Source organism: Nocardioides glacieisoli, assembly GCF_004137245.1.
Taxonomy (GTDB): domain Bacteria; phylum Actinomycetota; class Actinomycetes; order Propionibacteriales; family Nocardioidaceae; genus Nocardioides; species Nocardioides glacieisoli.
Map to the genome: position 1 here is coordinate 1 of NZ_SDWS01000010.1, position 15936 is coordinate 15936.

The window sequence follows — 15936 nt, forward strand, 5'->3', positions numbered from 1 at the left end:
GCCCGCACCTCATCGATCGCGCCCCCACTCCGACGACACCACCGCCGCCGCCGGAGCAGACACGTCCGCGCCACCCACCTGTTGACACGTCCTACCGCCAGCTAGGCACCGCCGAGGACTCCCGCAGCCCGCGCCGCCTCGGCGTACGCCGCTGCGAGGGAGTCGACCGTGTCGTGGGCGTTGAGGCCCGAGGGGTTGGGCACGACGAAGACGCGCGAGGTGCCCCAGCGCTCGGGCTGCTCGCCCACCGTGGCCTTCCGCTCGCCGAACGCAGAGCGGTAGGCAGTGATGCCCGCGACCGCCACCACGACGGGCCGGCGCTCGGCGACCAGCTCACGGAGTCGCCGCCCACCGTCGCGCAGCTCCTCGACGGTCAGCTCGTCCGCCCGCGCCGTCGCGCGCGCGACGACGTTGGTGATCCCGATGCCGCGGCTGCGGAACAGCTCGCGGTCCTCGTCCGTCATCCCGGCCGACGGGTCGACCTGCTGCTGGAGGATCCCGGCGCGCAGGAGTGCGGGGTAGAACCGGTTGCCCGGGCGGGCGAAGTGGGTCTGGGTGGCGGCGGTCCAGAGGCCGGGGTTGATGCCGACGAAGAGGAGTCGCAGCGGCCGGTCGACCGGTGGCAGCAGGTCCGGGACCTCGACGTCGCGGAATGACTCCAGCTCGGCCTTCGTGAACCCCATGAGCCCATCCTGCCGTGCCCCGACCGGTGCCGCGGGCGTGGTGACGGCAGGGCGTCCCAGGCGTACCGTGGAGAGGGTGAGCTGGCTCCGGGACTTCGGTCCGCTGGTGGTGACCTGGATGGGCATCCAGGTCCTGCTCATGTGCATGTTCGGGATGTGGGCCGGCTGGCACGGGTGGCAGCGTCGCCTCGGCACCCGTGTGGTCAGGCTCGCCCGTCCCGTCCGTCCCGCACCACTGGCGCCGCGGGGCAGGCCCGTCGAGCAGGTCGCCGCCGACCTGCGTCGGTTGCGGGTGGCCTTCGCCCGGGACGGCCTGCGCTTCGCGAAGTGGGAGGGCACGCGACTGGCGTACGACGCCGCGCTCGCCGAGGGCGCGGACGCCTTCGAGATCCCCCACCTCCTGGCGCTACTGCCGGCGGGCGTGGAACGGGACGTCGAACGGGCACGGGTCGAGCGACTCCTCGAGGACGTCGGCCTGCTGCTCGGCGACCGCGCCGCCTAGCTCGCCTCGAAGTCGTACGTGCCGCCGCTCGCGGCGATGATCGACGTGCGCGACCCCGCGCTGCTGCGGATCATCGGCGTAGGCGCCTCATGGCCCGTGCGCTCCACGACCGTGGCCATCCGGGTGATGAACAGGACCTGCTCGGGTGAGTCCTCGACGACGGCGGCAGCGGGCACCGAGTAGTGCGTGACGTGTGCGCCCTGTGCGAGGAGCCGGGGGAGGTAGTCGCCGAACCACTGCTCGAGGAGCGAGCGACTCGCACAGCCGCACGACAGCCGGTCATCGCCGGGATACGACTCGAAGATGCCGGGGTCTCGGGGGTGCGGGTGCGTGACGCGGTGCTCGGCCTCCATGTAGCGGACGATCTCCTCCGCCTCGGCGGTGAGCCAGTGCGAGGTGTACGGGCCCAGCCACTCGACCCGCCACCCCGGAGGCTGCGGGAACTCCAGCCGCCAGACGCTCATGGACTCTCGGGGCACCCCGCGACCCTAGTCAGCAGGTGCCGAGGATGCACGAGACCCCGCCTCCCTTGCGGGAGGCGGGGTCTCGGTGTGGTGCGTGTGCGCCCTCAGGCGCTCAGATCACTTGGTGATCTTGCCGGCGTTGCCGGCATTGGGCGGAGCCGGCCACCCGAGGGTGGTCGGCTCCGTCATCACTTGGTGATCTTGACGACGCGGCCGGCGCCGACGGTGCGGCCACCCTCACGGATCGCGAACCGGAGGCCCTCGTCCATGGCGATGGGCTGGATGAGCTCGACCGACATCTCGGTGTTGTCACCCGGCATGACCATCTCGGTGCCCTCGGGCAGGGTCACAACACCGGTCACGTCAGTCGTACGGAAGTAGAACTGGGGACGGTAGTTGTTGAAGAACGGCGTGTGGCGGCCGCCCTCGTCCTTGCTGAGGATGTAGACCGAGGCCTCGAAGTTGGTGTGAGGCGTCGTGGTGCCCGGCTTGATGACGACCATGCCGCGCTCGATGTCCTCGCGCTTGGTGCCACGGAGGAGCAGACCGACGTTCTCGCCCGCCTGGCCCTCGTCGAGCAGCTTGCGGAACATCTCGACACCGGTGACGGTCGACTTCTGGGCGGTCTCGCGGATGCCGATGATCTCGACCTCCTCGTTGACCTTGACGATGCCGCGCTCGATGCGACCGGTGATGACGGTGCCACGACCGGTGATCGTGAAGACGTCCTCGACGGGCATGAGGAACGGCTTGTCGGTCTCGCGCTCGGGGGTCGGGATGGACTCGTCCACCGCGGCCATGAGCTCGACGATCGACTCGCCCCACTTCTCGTCACCCTGGAGGGCCGGGAAGGCGGCAACGCGGACGACGGGGATGTCGTCGCCGGGGAACTCGTACTCGGAGAGGAGCTCGCGCACCTCCATCTCGACGAGCTCGATGAGCTCCTCGTCGTCGACCATGTCGCACTTGTTCAGCGCCACGACCAGGGCCGGCACGCCGACCTGGCGAGCGAGGAGCACGTGCTCACGCGTCTGCGGCATCGGGCCGTCGGTGGCGGCAACCACGAGGATCGCGCCGTCCATCTGCGCGGCACCGGTGATCATGTTCTTGATGTAGTCGGCGTGACCCGGGCAGTCGACGTGCGCGTAGTGGCGCGCCTCGGTCTGGTACTCGACGTGCGCGATCGAGATCGTGATGCCGCGCTGACGCTCCTCGGGAGCCTTGTCGATCTGGTCGAAGGCCGAGGCCTCGTTCAGATTCGGGTACTTGTCGTGCAGCACCTTGGTGATCGCCGCGGTCAGCGTCGTCTTGCCGTGGTCGATGTGACCGATGGTGCCGATGTTCACGTGCGGCTTGGTCCGCTCGAACTTCGCCTTAGCCACTGGGGCTCCTCCTGGTTGGGTTTGAACTTGAACTCATGGGTGTGTTGCGGGGGTGGTGCGGGCCTGGTTGCTCGTGGCCCGGTCCGGGGCGACTACTCGCCGCGGACCTTCTTGACGATCTCCTCGGCGATGTTCGAGGGAACCTCGGCGTACGAGTCGAACTCCATGGAGTACGACGCCTGACCGGAGGTCTTCGACCTCAGGTCGCCAACGTACCCGAACATCTCCGACAGGGGCACAAGGGCGTTGACGACCATGTCGCCGTGACGCTCCTCCTGGGCCTGGATCTGGCCGCGCCGGGAGTTGATGTCGCCGATGACCGTGCCGAGGAACGTGTCGGGCGTGGTGACCTCGACCGCGAACATCGGCTCGAGCAGGACCGGCTTGGCCCGGCGGGCGGCCTCCTTGAAGGCCTGGTTGCCGGCGATCTTGAACGCGAGCTCGGACGAGTCGACGTCGTGGTAGGCGCCGTCCTCGAGGGAGAAGAGGACGTCGACCATGGGGTAGCCGGCGAGCACGCCGAACTCCATGGCCTCCTGGCCGCCCTGGTCGACCGAAGGGATGTACTCCTTCGGCACGCGACCACCCGACACGTTGTTCTTGAACTCGTAACCCGCGCCGACGCCGGTCTCGGGGTCGATGTTCGGACCGAGGTTGATGACGACCTTGGCGAACTGACCCGAACCACCCGTCTGCTTCTTGTGGGTGTAGGAGTGCTTCTCGACCGTGTTGCGGATGGTCTCGCGGTAGGCGACCTGCGGCTTGCCGACGGTGGCCTCGACGCGGAACTCGCGCTTCATCCGGTCGACGAGGATCTCCAGGTGGAGCTCGCCCATGCCGGCGATGATCGTCTGGCCGGTCTCCTCGTCCGCCTTGACGGTGAACGTGGGGTCCTCGTCGGAGAGCCGCTGGATCGCGGTGCCGAGCTTCTCCTGGTCGCTCTTGGTCTTCGGCTCGATCGCGACCTCGATCACGGGGGCCGGGAACGTCATCGACTCGAGGACGACCTGGTTCTGCGGGTCGCTCAGCGTGTGACCGGTCTTGGTGTCCTTGAGGCCCATGACGGCCACGATCTGGCCGGCACCGACCGACGCGATCTCCTCACGCTTGTTGGCGTGCATCTGGTAGACCTTGCCGATCCGCTCCTTGCGACCGTTGACCGAGTTGACCACGGTCGAACCGGCCTCGAGCTTGCCGGAGTAGACCCGGACGTAGATCAGCTTGCCCAGGTGCGGGTCGGTGGCGATCTTGTAGGCCAGACCGGAGAACGGCTCGTCGTCGGACGGCTGCCGGACGATGACCTCGTTCTCGTCCTTGACCGAGTGGCCCTGGATGCCGTCGATGTCGAGCGGCGAGGGCAGGAACTTCACGACGGCGTCGAGCAGGGGCTGCACGCCCTTGTTCTTGAACGCGGTGCCGCACAGGACCGGGTTGAGCTTGTCGGCGAGGGTGGCGCGACGGATCGCGGCCTCGAGCTCGGGGACGGTGAACTCACCCTCCTCGAGGAACTTCTCCATGATGTCGTCGTCGGCCTCGGCCAGCGTCTCGATGAGCTTCTCGCGGTACTCCGCGGCCTGCTCGGCGAGCTCGGCCGGGATCTCCTCGACCTCGTAGTCCTCGCCCATCGTCGTCTCGCCGCGCCACACGAGGGCGCGCATGCCGATCAGGTCGACGACACCGATGAAGTCGCCCTCGGCACCGATCGGCAGCTGGAGCACGAGCGGGGTGGAGTTGAGGCGCTCGACCATCATGTCGACGCAGCGGAAGAAGTCCGCGCCCGTGCGGTCGAGCTTGTTGACGAAGCACATGCGGGGCACGGAGTACTTGTTGGCCTGGCGCCACACCGTCATGGTCTGGGGCTCGACACCGGCGACACCGTCGAACACGGCGACGGCGCCGTCGAGGACGCGCAGCGAGCGCTCGACCTCAGCGGTGAAGTCCACGTGACCGGGGGTGTCGATGATGTTGATCTGGTGGTCCTTCCACCAGCAGGTCGTCGCGGCGGACGTGATCGTGATGCCGCGCTCCTGCTCCTGCTCCATCCAGTCCATCGTGGCGCCACCGTCGTGCACCTCACCGATCTTGTAGGTGATGCCGGTGTAGAAGAGGATGCGCTCGGTGGTGGTGGTCTTGCCGGCATCGATGTGCGCCATGATGCCGATGTTGCGGACCTTGTTGAGGTCGGTGGTGATGTCGACAGCCACTGAAAGTCTCAGTCCCTCGTAAGAGTTGGTGGGTTGTTGATGGCGGGGCGGGGCTCCCGACGGGAGCCCCGCTCAGATCACCAGCGGTAGTGGGCGAAGGCCTTGTTGGACTCGGCCATCTTGTGGGTGTCCTCGCGCTTCTTCACAGCGGCACCGAGGCCGTTGCTCGCGTCGAGGATCTCGTTCATGAGGCGCTCGGCCATGGTCTTCTCGCGACGGTCGGCGGCGTAGCCCACGAGCCAGCGCAGCGCCAGCGTGGTGGAGCGGTTGGCCTTGACCTCGACGGGGACCTGGTAGGTCGCACCGCCGACGCGGCGGGACTTGACCTCGATGGCGGGCTTGACGTTGTCCATCGCGCGCTTGAGCGCGACGACGGGGTCGGAACCGGTCTTGTCGCGAACACCCTCGAGAGCGGTGTAGACGATGCGCTGCGCCACGGCCTTCTTGCCGTCCTGCAGGACCTTGGAGACGAGCTGGGTGACCAGCTGCGAGCCGTAGACCGGGTCAGAGACGAGGGGGCGCTTGGGAGCGGGACCCTTGCGAGGCATTACTTCTCCTTCTTCGCGCCGTAGCGGCTGCGGGCCTGCTTGCGGTTCTTGACACCCTGGGTGTCGAGCGTGCCGCGGATGATCTTGTAGCGGACACCGGGAAGGTCCTTCACACGGCCGCCGCGCACGAGCACGATCGAGTGCTCCTGCAGGTTGTGACCGACACCCGGGATGTAGGCGGTGACCTCGACGCCACTGCTCAGGCGCACGCGGGCGACCTTGCGGAGGGCGGAGTTCGGCTTCTTCGGGGTGGTCGTGTAGACGCGGGTGCAGACGCCACGGCGCTGCGGAGATCCCTTCAGGGCGGGCGTCTTGGACTTCGACACCTTGTCCTGGCGGCCCTTGCGGACCAGCTGGTTGATGGTGGGCACCGGGTGGTTCCCTCTCTCTGTCTTCTCGTCTCGGACCGGCGCGGTGCCGGACTCGGGGGTGTTGCGGTGGAGATCTGTGCCTGTGCGGCCCCGAGGGCCGCTCCCCACCAGCGGGCAGTTGAGTGCGCGCGCAGGGGTCTGGGCGTGCCAGACACAAGGATTGAGGCTACTCGGGGCGTACGGGCAGGGTCAAAACGCCGCAGGAGCCGTCCGGGCGCCGTCCTGCACGTCGCCCTGGGCCACTTCATCGTTCGCGGCGACCCGCCCGTGGCGGGCCCGTTCGAGCCTCAGGTACAGCATCGCAGACAGCACAACCCCCACGATCGTCATGAGGCCGCCACCGAGCAGCGTCCAGCGCGCGCCGTACTCGTGTCCGATCCAGCCGATGATGGGCGCGCCGACCGGCGTGCCGCCCATGAAGATCATCAGGTAGAGCGCCATCACCCGGCCTCGGACGCCGGCGTCGGTGTGCAGCTGCATGTAGGTGTTCGCACTGGTGATGAACGTCAGTGCGGTGAGGCCGGTGATCGGCGTGAGGAGCGCGAATGTGAGGTACGTCGGCATCAGGCCGGCGAGCATCACCGTGGCACCGAACGCGAGCGCGGAGCCCACGACGAGTCGGTGGCGTACGTGCTCGCGGCGCGCAGCCAGCAGGGCGCCGGTGAGCGAGCCGACGGCCAGGAAGCTGCCGAGCAGGCCGAACTCGGTCGGCCCCTTGCCGAAGACCTCGGTGGCCATCAGCGCGGACGTGATCTGGAAGTTGAGGCCGAACGTGCCGGCGAAGAAGACCAGCCCGAGCACCAGCATCAGGTCGGGCCGGGCGCGGACGTAGGCGACGCCCTCGCGCAGTGCGCCAGGTCCGCGCTGCGCCAGGGCGGGCGAGTCGATCCGGGCGACGTCGAGGTGGCGCAGCGACCAGATCGGGGCGGCGTACGACACCGCGTTGAGCAGGATCACCCACCCGGTCCCGACGGCTCCCCCGCCCATCACGGCGATGAGCAGGCCGGCCAGCCCGGGGCCGACGAGACGCGCGGCGTTGAAGCTGGCGGAGTTGAGGCCGACCGCGTTGGTCAGATCGACCGGGTCGACGATCTCGGACACGAACGACTGGCGCGCGGGGGCGTCGAAGGCCGACGCCGAACCCAGCAGGAAGGCAAGGACGTAGACGTGCCACACCTCGGCGGTGCCGGTGACGGCGAGCAGGCCGAGGACCAGGGCGGGCAGTGCCATGCCGAGGTTGGTCAGCTGGAGCAGGCGCTGCTTGGGCATCCGGTCGGCGACCAGCCCGGCGAACGGCGTCAGGAGCAGGAAGGGAAGGAACTGCAGCCCCGTGGTGATGCCGAGCGCGGTGGCGCCGGAGCCGACGGCGAGCTCGAGAACCAGCCAGTCCTGGGCGACACGCTGCATCCAGGTGCCCGTGTTGGACACCACGCCGCCGGCGGCGTAGCGGCGGTAGTTGGGGTTCGCGAGGGAACGGAACGTGGGACTCGTGGTGACTCCTCGGTCGGTCTCGGTCAGTCGGTGTGTCAGTCGGTGGTGGCGAGGCGGGCCAGGATCGGGGCGGCCTCGCGGAGGGTGGCCCGCTCGGCGGGCGTCAGGCGGGAGAGCTGCTGCGACAGCCAGGCGTCGCGGCGCTGCCGGTCGGCGAGCACGGCGGCACGACCGGCGTCGGTCAGCGAGACGACGACCTGGCGGCCGTCGGTCTCGTGCGGACGGCGTACGACGTAGCCGTCGCCCTCGAGACAGTTGACCGTTCGGGTCATGGACGGCGGCTGGACCCGCTCGGCGCGGGCCAGGTCGCCGACGGTCTGCTCCCCCAGCCGCACGAGCAGCCCGAGCACGACCATCTGGCCGATGCTCAGGTCGTTGTCGGGGTGGCGCTCGTGGGCCAGGCGTCGGCGGAGGCGCATGACCGAGGCGCGGAGCTCTGAGGCGAGCCCGGCGTCGGTGCGGAGGTCGGCGGTCGGCATGTCGTTAGCATAACTCATTACCTGTGCTAACTATTCCGGCGGCCGGCGGCTGGGTCATCCGCCACTTGTCAGGCTCTCGCTGAACTTGTCAGGCCGTGCACGGGCCGACATGTTCAGTGATCCCCGGTCAGCCGGGGATCACTGAAGAGGTGAGCAGCGGGACGACTCAGGTGAGCCAGGAGGTGATCGGGGCGATCGCGAAGTACACGACGAAGAGGGCCGCGACGATCCACATCAGTGGGTGCACCTCGCGCGCCTTGCCGACCACCAGCTTGATCAGCACGTAGGCCAGGAAGCCGGCACCGATGCCGACGCTGATGGAGTAGGTGAACGGCATCAGCACGATCGTCAGGAACGCCGGGATCGCGATCTCGAGGTCCTCCCAGTCGATGCCCCTGACCTGCTGCATCATCAGGAAGCCGACCAGGACCAGGGCCGGCACGGCCGCCTCGGAGGGGATCGCCTCGACGAGCGGGGCGAAGAGCGTCGCGAGCAGGAACAGCACGCCCGTCACGACCGACGCGAGACCGGTGCGCGCGCCCTCGCCGACGCCGGAGGCCGACTCGATGTAGGACGTGTTGGACGAGACGCCGGCGGCACCGCCGGCCATCGCCGCGACGGAGTCCACGATGAGGATCCGCTGCGAGTGGGGCGGGATGCCCTCCTCGTCGTTGAGCCCGGCCTCGGCGCCGATGGCCGTCATCGTGCCCATCGTGTCGAAGAAGTCGGCGAGCAGCAGCGTGAAGGCGAGGAGCAGGGCGGCGAGGAAGCCCACGGATGAGAAGGCCCCGAAGAGGGAGAACTGGCCGAGGGTGCCGAAGTCCGGGACGTCGACGACGCCGTTAAGCTCGGGGACGTTGAGCGCCCAGTTGCCCGGACCGTCCTGGGCCGCTGCACCGAGGTCGAGGACCGCCTGGACCACGAACGCCAGCACCGTCGTGACGATGATCGAGATCAGGATCGCCCCGCGCACGCGGCGTACCCAGAGCGCGATGATGAGCACGACGCCGATCGCGAAGACGAGGACCGGCCAGCCGGTCAGCGTGCCGCCGTTGCCGAGCTGGACCGGGACCGTCGTCTGGAACGCGTCGGGGATGCGGGTCACGAAGCCCGCGTCGACGAAGCCGATGAGGGCGATGAAGAGCCCGATGCCGACCGAGATCGCGACCTTCAGCTGCTGCGGCACCGCGTGGAACACGGCCTTGCGGAAGCCGGTCAGCACGAGGACCAGGATGATGATGCCCTCGAGGACGATCAGGCCCATCGCGTCCTCCCAGGTCGACCGGGTGGCGATGGCGTTGGCGACGAACGCGTTGAGCCCGAGGCCGGTCGCGAGCGCCAACGGGAAGTTGGCAACGGCCCCCATGAGGATCGTCAGCACGCCGGCGACCAGGGCCGTGCCCGCGGCGATCACGGGCAGGTTCGACCCGTCGCCGGGCCCTCCGCCGAGGAACGCCCCCGTCGAGTCCGGCACGAAGCCGAGGATCAGCGGGTTCAGCACGATGATGTAGGCCATCGTCAGGAAGGTCACGACGCCGCCGCGGACCTCGCTCCCGACGCTCGAGCCTCGCTCGGTGATGCGGAAGAACCCGTCGAGGCCGGAGGCCTTCGGGGTGGGCCGCGTGGTCTGGGTGTCGTCGCTCACGGAACGGCAGTGTGGCAGAGCGGTGTGACGTGCGTGTTTCGCCTCGCCGCCGCGAGGTAGCGTGACGCTCGTGGACCTGGGCGACGAGCAGCCGATGCAGCACGAGATCGGCAACCGCACCTACATCGTGGCGCAGGTCGCGCCGCTCGACGTCGACGGCGTCCGCACCACCGAGGTCGGCACGGCGCTCTGGTTGCTCGGCTTCCTCGGCCTCCTCCCCTTCTGGGGCACGCTGCAGGAGAGCGGGCGCACCTGGTGGCTCTGGACGTGCCTCGCCGGCTTCGGCCTCGGCCTCTGCGGGCTGGAGTACTGCCGTCGTCGCCGCAAGGAGCGCGCCGTCCAGCAGGCGCGCCACCGATGAGCACGCCCGACACACACGGCTCGGACCTGCCGAAGACCCGCTGGGAGCTCGCCGGCGAGGGCAACCGCGGCTACGGCACGAAGTTCGCCCGCCTGGTCGAGGAGGGAGCCGACGTCGACGGTGAGGCGCGCCTCGCCGACGTGCTCGTCGGTCGCGGCGCCCGCATCCTCGACATCGGCTCCGGGATGGGTCGGGTCGCCGCAGCACTGCAGGCCCGGGGGCACGCGGTCACCGCGGTCGAGCCGGACCCCGCGCTGGTCGAGCAGTCGCGCCGCACCTACCCCGACCTCGCCGTGGTCCACGCGGACGTCCTCGACGTCGCGCCCGCCGACCTCGGGGCTGACTACGACCTCGTGGTGCTCGTCGGCAACGTGATGGTCTTCCTCGCCCCCGACACCGAGCGCGAGGTGCTGAGGCGCGTGCGCACGGTGCTCGCCCCCGGCGGTCGGGCCCTGGTCGGCTTCCACCCCGTCGACGGACCCGCGACGGCCCGTGCCTACAGTCCCGACGACTTCGTCGCCGACGTCACGGCGTGCGGGCTGCGCGTCGACCTGCGCGCGGGGTCGTACGAGCTCCACCCGCCGGCGGACGACTACACGGTCTGGGTGCTCTCCCGCGACGAGGACGCACCCGCGCCCACGTCGTTCGGCCACGCCCTCCAGGGCTGACCTCGGCGCTGCGTCTCAGAGCTTCTCGAACTCGTCGTCGGTGAGGGTGTCGAAGGCGTGGTCCGGCATCGGCAGCGGCTGCTGCTTGCGGGCCAGCTTGACCTCGGAGTGAGCTCCGCAGCCGTGGTCGAAGGTGACCACCGAGCCGTCGTCGTTGGCGTTGCCGTTGGCGCAGACCCCGAAGCGGTCGGCGAGCGAGCCGTTGAGCCGGACCAGGAAGCCGCACGACCAGCATTGGTCGGGGGCGCTCTTGGCGATCGGCGCGTCGGGCCCGCCGGTGCCGGCGTTCCAGCGCTCGGCGGCCATGTCGAGGCCCTCGCGGCTCAGCGTGCGGACGCGGCCGAGACCCAGGTCCTGCGCGACGCGGCGCACCTGGGCGCGGTCGTCGTCGTCCAGCGGGTCGTCGCCGACGAGGTAGGTCGGGACCAGGCGGGCGTCCTCGTCCTCGACCGGGAGCAGGTCGCCGGGCGAGAGGTCGCCGGGCTGGAGGCGCTCCTTGTAGGGCACCCACACCGGGGCGACGATCGCGTCGTCACCGGGCAGCAGGACGACCTCGTTGACGGTCAGGTCCTTGCCGCGCTTGGCGCGGGTGAGCGTGACCGACCAGTGCCAGCCGGGGTAGCCGGGTCGGGTGCAGGCGAAGTGGTGCGTGACGACCCGCTCCCCCTCGGCGTACGCACCCAGGTGGTCACCCACCTCGTCGCCGTCGGCGACCTCGAGCACGATGCCGCGCGCGAGGTCAGCGGCCTTGGCGAGGGCCGAGTCCGGCTTGCCGGAACGGGTCGGGAGAGCGATCACGTGCGCCATCATGACAAATGGTCCGCAGTCCTGTCCCGTCGGCACCCGGCCCGGACGGCGTACCCGTGCTGTCGGGGCGGTAGTCCAAGATGGTCCCCGTGACCAGCGACCGCCCCGACCCGTCCCCGGGGCAGGCGCAGGAGCACGACCCGGAGCAGGACACCGAGCAGGATCCGGGCGAGGACACCCAGCCCTACCGCACGTCGCTGCCACCCGGTTCGTCGACGCCGTCGCCTCCCCGACCCGGTGCCGTACGACGTTCGCTGTCGGGCGCCGCGCGGGGCGCGCGGGCGGCCGGCCGCGGCGCGAAGGCCGCGGGCCGGGGCGCGCGCGTCGCCGGCCGCGGGGCCGGCACGGCGGGCCAGTACGCGGTCTCGCAGGCGCGGCGCGCGGCGCGGGCCGAGGGCGCCGGCGACTCCGGGCTGTCGCGCCTGATCGAGCTGCACGCCTTCAACGCCGCCGGTGACGCGGCCGTCGCGATCTCGCTGGCCGGCACGCTGTTCTTCCAGGTCCCCACCGGCGAAGCGCGCGGCCAGGTCGCGCTCTTCCTCGGCCTGACGATGCTCCCCTTCGCGATCGTCGCTCCGCTGATCGGCCCGTTCCTCGACCGCTTCAGCCACGGCCGCCGCTGGGCGGTCGGCGCGACCATGGCGACCCGCGCGTTCCTCTGCTGGGTGCTGGCCACCGCCGTGATCACCGAGTCAGCGTGGCTGTTCCCCGCCGCACTGGGCGTCCTGGTCGCGTCCAAGGCCTACGGCGTCACCCGCGCCGCTGCCGTCCCCCGCCTGCTGCCGCCCGGACTGACGCTGGTGAAGGCCAACGCCCGCGTGTCGCTCGCCGGGGTCGTCGGTGCGGCCGTCTCGGCACCGCTCGCGATCCTCGCCTCGACCTTCGGGCCGGAGTGGTCGCTGCGCTACGGCTTCGTGGTCTTCGTGCTCGCCACGATCTGGGCGATCCGGCTGCCCGACAAGGTCGACGCCAGCCAGGGCGAGGGTGAGCTGGTGCTCACCGGGTCGACCGAGGTCGCCGCGGGCAGCCGCCGCCCGAAGACCCGGATCCCGGCGGCCGTGGCCTTCGCGCTGCGGGCCAACTGCGGGCCGCGCTGGTTGTCGGGGTTCCTCACGATGTTCATGGCGTTCCTGCTGCGCGACAACCCGATCGGCGACTGGAAACCCGAGGTGCTGCTCGGCCTGGTGATCGGCGCGGCCGGCGTCGGCAACACCCTCGGCATCGCGATCGGCTCCGTGCTCCGCAAGCTCAACCCGGCCGCCACCGTGGTGCTCGCACTGCTGGCCGACGCGGTCGTCGTCGTGATCGCCTCGCTGTTCTACGGGCTGCTCGCCCTCGCGCTGCTCGGCCTGACCGCCGGGCTCGCGCAGGCCCTCGCCAAGCTCTCGCTCGACTCGACCATCCAGCGCGACGTGCCGAGCCGGATCCAGGCGAGCGCGTTCGCCCGGTCCGACACGACGCTGCAGCTCGCCTGGGTGATCGGCGGCTTCGTGGGCATCGCGATGCCGCTCAACCCCCAGCTCGGCCTGGGCGTCGCGGCAGGCGTGCTCGGCGCGTGGGCGACGTTCGTGCTGGTCACCCGGCCCGCCGGGATGCGGCCGGCAGCCTCCCCGGCTACCGAGAGCCGGACCTAGAGCTCGAGCTCGTCCGCAAGCGCCCGCAGCACCTTCGCCGTGCCACGCGCAGAGGCGCGCTCGGGGTGGCGGCCGTGGCGGTAGCCCTCCTCGACGCCCTCGAGCATGTTGATCAGGTCCTCGACGATGGTGACCATCGCCTCGGGGTTCTTGCGCTGCGCGTTGCGCTGGTTGCGGGTGACCGACGCCGGGGCGTCGACGATGCGGACCTGGAGGGCCTGGTCGCCGCGACGGCCCTGGGCGATGCCGAACTCGACCTTGGTGCCGGCCTTGAGCGAGGGGGTGCCCTCGGGGAGCGCGTCGGAGTGGACGTAGACGTCCGGGCCGTCCTCCTGCGACAGGAAGCCGAAGCCCTTCTCCACGTCGAACCACTTCACCTTGCCACTGGGCACGGTCTCTCCCCACCTGTTCCGGTCCTCGCCGCCTGCACTCCGCGGGCGCCGCCAAAGGATAGGCGGCACCCGGCCACCCCCACCAACGGGTTCCGCCCGGAGGGAGGGCTTTGTCTCGCGTCGCCGGTGCTGCGATCATGGGCGGTTCGAGACCTTGGACGTACGACGGGGCAGTGAAGGTGGGGACCGTGCGGGGACGACGCGTGGGGCGGATCGTGGGCTGCGGCCTGCTCGCGCTCGGCGTCGCCCTGTCCGTCTCCAGCGTCGCCCTCGCCGAGGACGCGACGGATGCGGCCGGGCCCCCGTCCCTGACGCTGGTCACGCTGCAGGGACCCGGCACGTCCGCCGGCACGCGCGACGCGGCCGACCTCCTCGCCCGGCAGGACGCGGTCCTCGCGGCCATCGGCGCCGGCGAGCCGGTCTACCGCTGGACCACCGCCCTCAACGGCTTCGCGCTGCCCCTCTCCGACGCCCAGCTCGCCGCCCTCGACGACCAGCCCGGCATCGCCCTGATCGAGCCCGACGAGGTGCGACCGCTCGCTGGTCGTACGTCGTTCGCGACCGTCCGCGGCGCCGCGTCCCCGCGGCTGCGCGGCGGCGCCGGCGTGGTGATCGGCGTGGTCGACTCGGGCATCGCACCGGACTCCCCCGCCTTCGCCGACGTCCCCGGCCTCGGCCGGGACCCGGAGGACTTCGCCGGTGAGTGCGCCGGCGGCGACGGGTGGTCGGCCGACGACTGCACGCGCAAGGTCGTCGGCGCCCGGTGGTTCGCCGCCGGCTTCGGCACCGACCGGGTCCGCTCGTCGGAGTCGCTGTCGGCCCGCGACGTGCTCGGCCACGGCACCCAGGTCTCCTCGGTCGCGGCCGGCAACGCCGGTGTCAGCGTCCGCGTCGACGGCCGGGACGCCGGCCGGTTCGGCGGTGTCGCCCCGCAGGCCCGCCTCGCCGCCTACAAGGCGTGCTGGGGTGCCCCCGACCCCGCCGACGACGGCTGCTCGACCGCCGACGTGGTGTCGGCCGTCGACGCCGCCGTCGCCGACCGCGTCGACGTGCTGAACCTCGCGCTCGCCGGCGGCGACGGCATCGACACCCTCCAGCGCGCCCTGCTCGGCGCCGCGGAGGCCGACATCGTGGTGGTCGGCGCGGCCGGCAACTCCGGCGGAACGGCGTACGCCGCCCACGGCTCGCCCTGGGTCACGACGGTCGGCTCGGCCGTCGGCCGGATGTCGCGCGGCGTGGTCACCGGCCCGGGCGGGCGCACCTTCACCGGAGGCGGCAGGCCCGCGGCGGTCCGCGGTCGTGCCGTGCTGGCGCAGGACGCCGCAGCACCGGGCGTCTCCCGCCGGGATGCCGGTCAGTGCCTCAGCGGGTCGCTCGACTCGCGCAAGGTCGCGCGCCGCGTCGTCGTGTGCCGCCGTGGCGGCATCGGCCGGGTCGACAAGTCCGACAACGTCGCCCTCGCCGGAGGCCGCGCGATGGTGCTGGTCAACCTGCGCCCGGGGTCGGTCACGGCCGACTTCCACTCCGTCCCGACCGTCCACCTGACCGCGACCGCCGGCCGGAGCTTCAGCCGCTGGGTCGCCGGCCACCCCGACGCCCGGGTGCGGATGTCCCGCGTCAGCGGCGACCCCGGCACCCGGCGTACGGCACCGTGGAGCGCCTCGGGCGACCCGCGCGGACCGTCGGTCAAGCCCGACGCGGTCGCCGACGGCGACGCCGTCCTCGGCGCCCTGCCTGACGCGAGCGGTCGCACGTGGGGGGTCTTCAGCGGCAGCTCCGCCGCCACCGCGCACGCGAGCGGGTTGGCCGCCCTCGTGCTGGCCGAGCACGACGACTGGTCGGCCTCCGTGGTCCGCTCGCTCGTCGCCGGCTCGGCGCGACCCATCCCGGGCTCGTCGGTGCTGGCCCAGGGCTCAGGCGCGCTGCCGAGCCGGGCACCCACGGCCCACCTAGCCCTCGACGTGCCCGCGCGCGCGTGGCGCCGCGCGCTCCGCCAGCACACGCTGGCCGACCTCAACACCAGCTCGCTGCTCCTCACCGTGCGCCGCGGCACCGCGGTGCGAACCCTCACCAACGTCGGCACCCGCCCGGAGTACTTCTCGGTGACCGCCCGCGGCTTCACCTCCCACCGCGTCAGCGTGCAGCCCCTCGCCGTACGCCTCGCGCCGGGGCAGTCGGCCCGCTTCACCATCACGGTGACCGGGCCCACCACGCCCGGCGGACTCGACGACGGCGAGCTGGTGTGGCTCGGCGCCCGCGGCGGGATCACCCGCGTGCCGGTCGCGCTCACCCGCTGACCGGCACA

The 15936-nt window shown here is 71.2% G+C and carries 16 protein-coding genes; 5 read left to right on the forward strand and 11 right to left on the reverse strand.

Going from position 1 to position 15936, the window contains the following annotated elements; genetic code table 11:
- Positions 1 to 101 precede the first annotated feature (101 nt).
- The gene (locus tag EUA06_RS18505; protein ID WP_129478555.1) at positions 102 to 683 is read right to left on the reverse strand and encodes a mismatch-specific DNA-glycosylase; all 582 of its coding nucleotides are present in this window, start codon (positions 681 to 683) and stop codon (positions 102 to 104) included.
- 76 nt (positions 684 to 759) lie between these two features.
- Here EUA06_RS18505 and EUA06_RS18510 point away from each other — a divergent pair, with 76 nt between their 5' ends.
- On the forward strand, positions 760 to 1185 hold the full coding sequence (locus EUA06_RS18510; RefSeq protein WP_129478557.1) for a hypothetical protein: 426 nt from the start codon (positions 760 to 762) through the stop codon (positions 1183 to 1185).
- Here EUA06_RS18510 and EUA06_RS18515 read toward each other — a convergent pair.
- The 8 genes from EUA06_RS18515 to EUA06_RS18550 all read right to left on the reverse strand — a co-directional run bounded on the left by EUA06_RS18515 (position 1182) and on the right by EUA06_RS18550 (position 9769).
- Positions 1182 to 1664: a hypothetical protein gene (locus EUA06_RS18515; protein WP_129478559.1), complete on the reverse strand. Its 483-nt coding sequence runs from the start codon at positions 1662 to 1664 to the stop codon at positions 1182 to 1184. The two genes, EUA06_RS18510 and EUA06_RS18515, sit on opposite strands and share 4 nt — an antisense overlap.
- A 173-nt stretch (positions 1665 to 1837) precedes the next feature.
- Positions 1838 to 3031 (reverse strand): elongation factor Tu, encoded by a 1194-nt coding sequence (gene tuf / locus EUA06_RS18520; RefSeq protein ID WP_129478561.1) that lies wholly within the window; start codon positions 3029 to 3031, stop codon positions 1838 to 1840.
- A gap of 92 nt (positions 3032 to 3123) precedes the next feature.
- Positions 3124 to 5184, reverse strand: coding sequence for an elongation factor G (gene fusA / locus EUA06_RS18525; RefSeq protein WP_422879777.1), 2061 nt, complete (start codon positions 5182 to 5184; stop codon positions 3124 to 3126).
- Positions 5185 to 5312: 128 nt separating this feature from the next.
- A complete protein-coding gene (rpsG, locus tag EUA06_RS18530) occupies positions 5313 to 5783 on the reverse strand; it encodes a 30S ribosomal protein S7 (protein WP_129478565.1) in 471 nt (156 codons plus the stop codon).
- Positions 5783 to 6154 carry a 30S ribosomal protein S12 gene (rpsL, locus tag EUA06_RS18535; RefSeq protein ID WP_056599611.1) on the reverse strand — a complete coding sequence of 124 codons (372 nt, stop codon included), beginning with the start codon at positions 6152 to 6154 and terminating at the stop codon, positions 5783 to 5785. The genes rpsG and rpsL overlap by 1 nt, the downstream gene beginning before the upstream one ends.
- Before the next feature lie 189 nt (positions 6155 to 6343).
- Complete coding sequence (locus tag EUA06_RS18540; RefSeq protein WP_340640800.1) at positions 6344 to 7684, reverse strand: MFS transporter; 1341 nt, start codon at positions 7682 to 7684, stop codon at positions 6344 to 6346.
- Entirely contained in the window at positions 7681 to 8124 is a 444-nt protein-coding gene (locus EUA06_RS18545) for a MarR family winged helix-turn-helix transcriptional regulator (RefSeq protein WP_242498242.1), read from the reverse strand. Before EUA06_RS18545 ends, EUA06_RS18540 begins: the two co-directional genes overlap by 4 nt.
- A 166-nt stretch (positions 8125 to 8290) precedes the next feature.
- Positions 8291 to 9769, reverse strand: a complete 1479-nt coding sequence (locus EUA06_RS18550; protein ID WP_129478571.1) for an NCS2 family permease — start codon at positions 9767 to 9769, stop codon at positions 8291 to 8293.
- Positions 9770 to 9839: 70 nt separating this feature from the next.
- Here EUA06_RS18550 and EUA06_RS18555 point away from each other — a divergent pair, with 70 nt between their 5' ends.
- Entirely contained in the window at positions 9840 to 10130 is a 291-nt protein-coding gene (locus EUA06_RS18555; RefSeq protein WP_242498243.1) for a DUF2530 domain-containing protein, read from the forward strand.
- Positions 10127 to 10798: a class I SAM-dependent methyltransferase gene (locus tag EUA06_RS18560; RefSeq protein ID WP_129478573.1), complete on the forward strand. Its 672-nt coding sequence runs from the start codon at positions 10127 to 10129 to the stop codon at positions 10796 to 10798. The genes EUA06_RS18555 and EUA06_RS18560 overlap by 4 nt, the downstream gene beginning before the upstream one ends.
- Positions 10799 to 10813: 15 nt before the next feature.
- Here the strand turns inward: EUA06_RS18560 and EUA06_RS18565 are convergent, their stop codons facing one another.
- Positions 10814 to 11596: a DUF3027 domain-containing protein gene (locus tag EUA06_RS18565; RefSeq protein ID WP_242498244.1), complete on the reverse strand. Its 783-nt coding sequence runs from the start codon at positions 11594 to 11596 to the stop codon at positions 10814 to 10816.
- A 98-nt stretch (positions 11597 to 11694) separates the two neighbouring features.
- On the opposite strand from EUA06_RS18565, the gene EUA06_RS18570 reads away from it, so the two are divergent.
- Positions 11695 to 13239: an MFS transporter gene (locus EUA06_RS18570; RefSeq protein ID WP_242498245.1), complete on the forward strand. Its 1545-nt coding sequence runs from the start codon at positions 11695 to 11697 to the stop codon at positions 13237 to 13239.
- Here EUA06_RS18570 and EUA06_RS23265 read toward each other — a convergent pair.
- Positions 13236 to 13631, reverse strand: coding sequence for a cold-shock protein (locus EUA06_RS23265; RefSeq protein ID WP_129478579.1), 396 nt, complete (start codon positions 13629 to 13631; stop codon positions 13236 to 13238). The genes EUA06_RS18570 and EUA06_RS23265 overlap by 4 nt on opposite strands.
- Before the next feature lie 188 nt (positions 13632 to 13819).
- On the opposite strand from EUA06_RS23265, the gene EUA06_RS18580 reads away from it, so the two are divergent.
- The gene (locus EUA06_RS18580) at positions 13820 to 15928 is read left to right on the forward strand and encodes a S8 family serine peptidase (RefSeq protein ID WP_129478581.1); all 2109 of its coding nucleotides are present in this window, start codon (positions 13820 to 13822) and stop codon (positions 15926 to 15928) included.
- Positions 15929 to 15936: the final 8 nt, after the last annotated feature.

Bases quoted from the DNA above. Each gene is read 5' to 3' on its own strand.
- EUA06_RS18505 (WP_129478555.1), bottom strand. From the start codon at position 683: ATGGGGTTCACGAAGGCCGAGCTGGAGTCATTCCGCGACGTCGAGGTC.
- fusA (WP_422879777.1), bottom strand. From the start codon at position 5,184: ATGGCGCACATCGATGCCGGCAAGACCACCACCACCGAGCGCATCCTC.
- rpsG (WP_129478565.1), bottom strand. From the start codon at position 5,783: ATGCCTCGCAAGGGTCCCGCTCCCAAGCGCCCCCTCGTCTCTGACCCG.
- EUA06_RS18545 (WP_242498242.1), bottom strand. From the start codon at position 8,124: ATGCCGACCGCCGACCTCCGCACCGACGCCGGGCTCGCCTCAGAGCTC.
- EUA06_RS18560 (WP_129478573.1), top strand. From the start codon at position 10,127: ATGAGCACGCCCGACACACACGGCTCGGACCTGCCGAAGACCCGCTGG.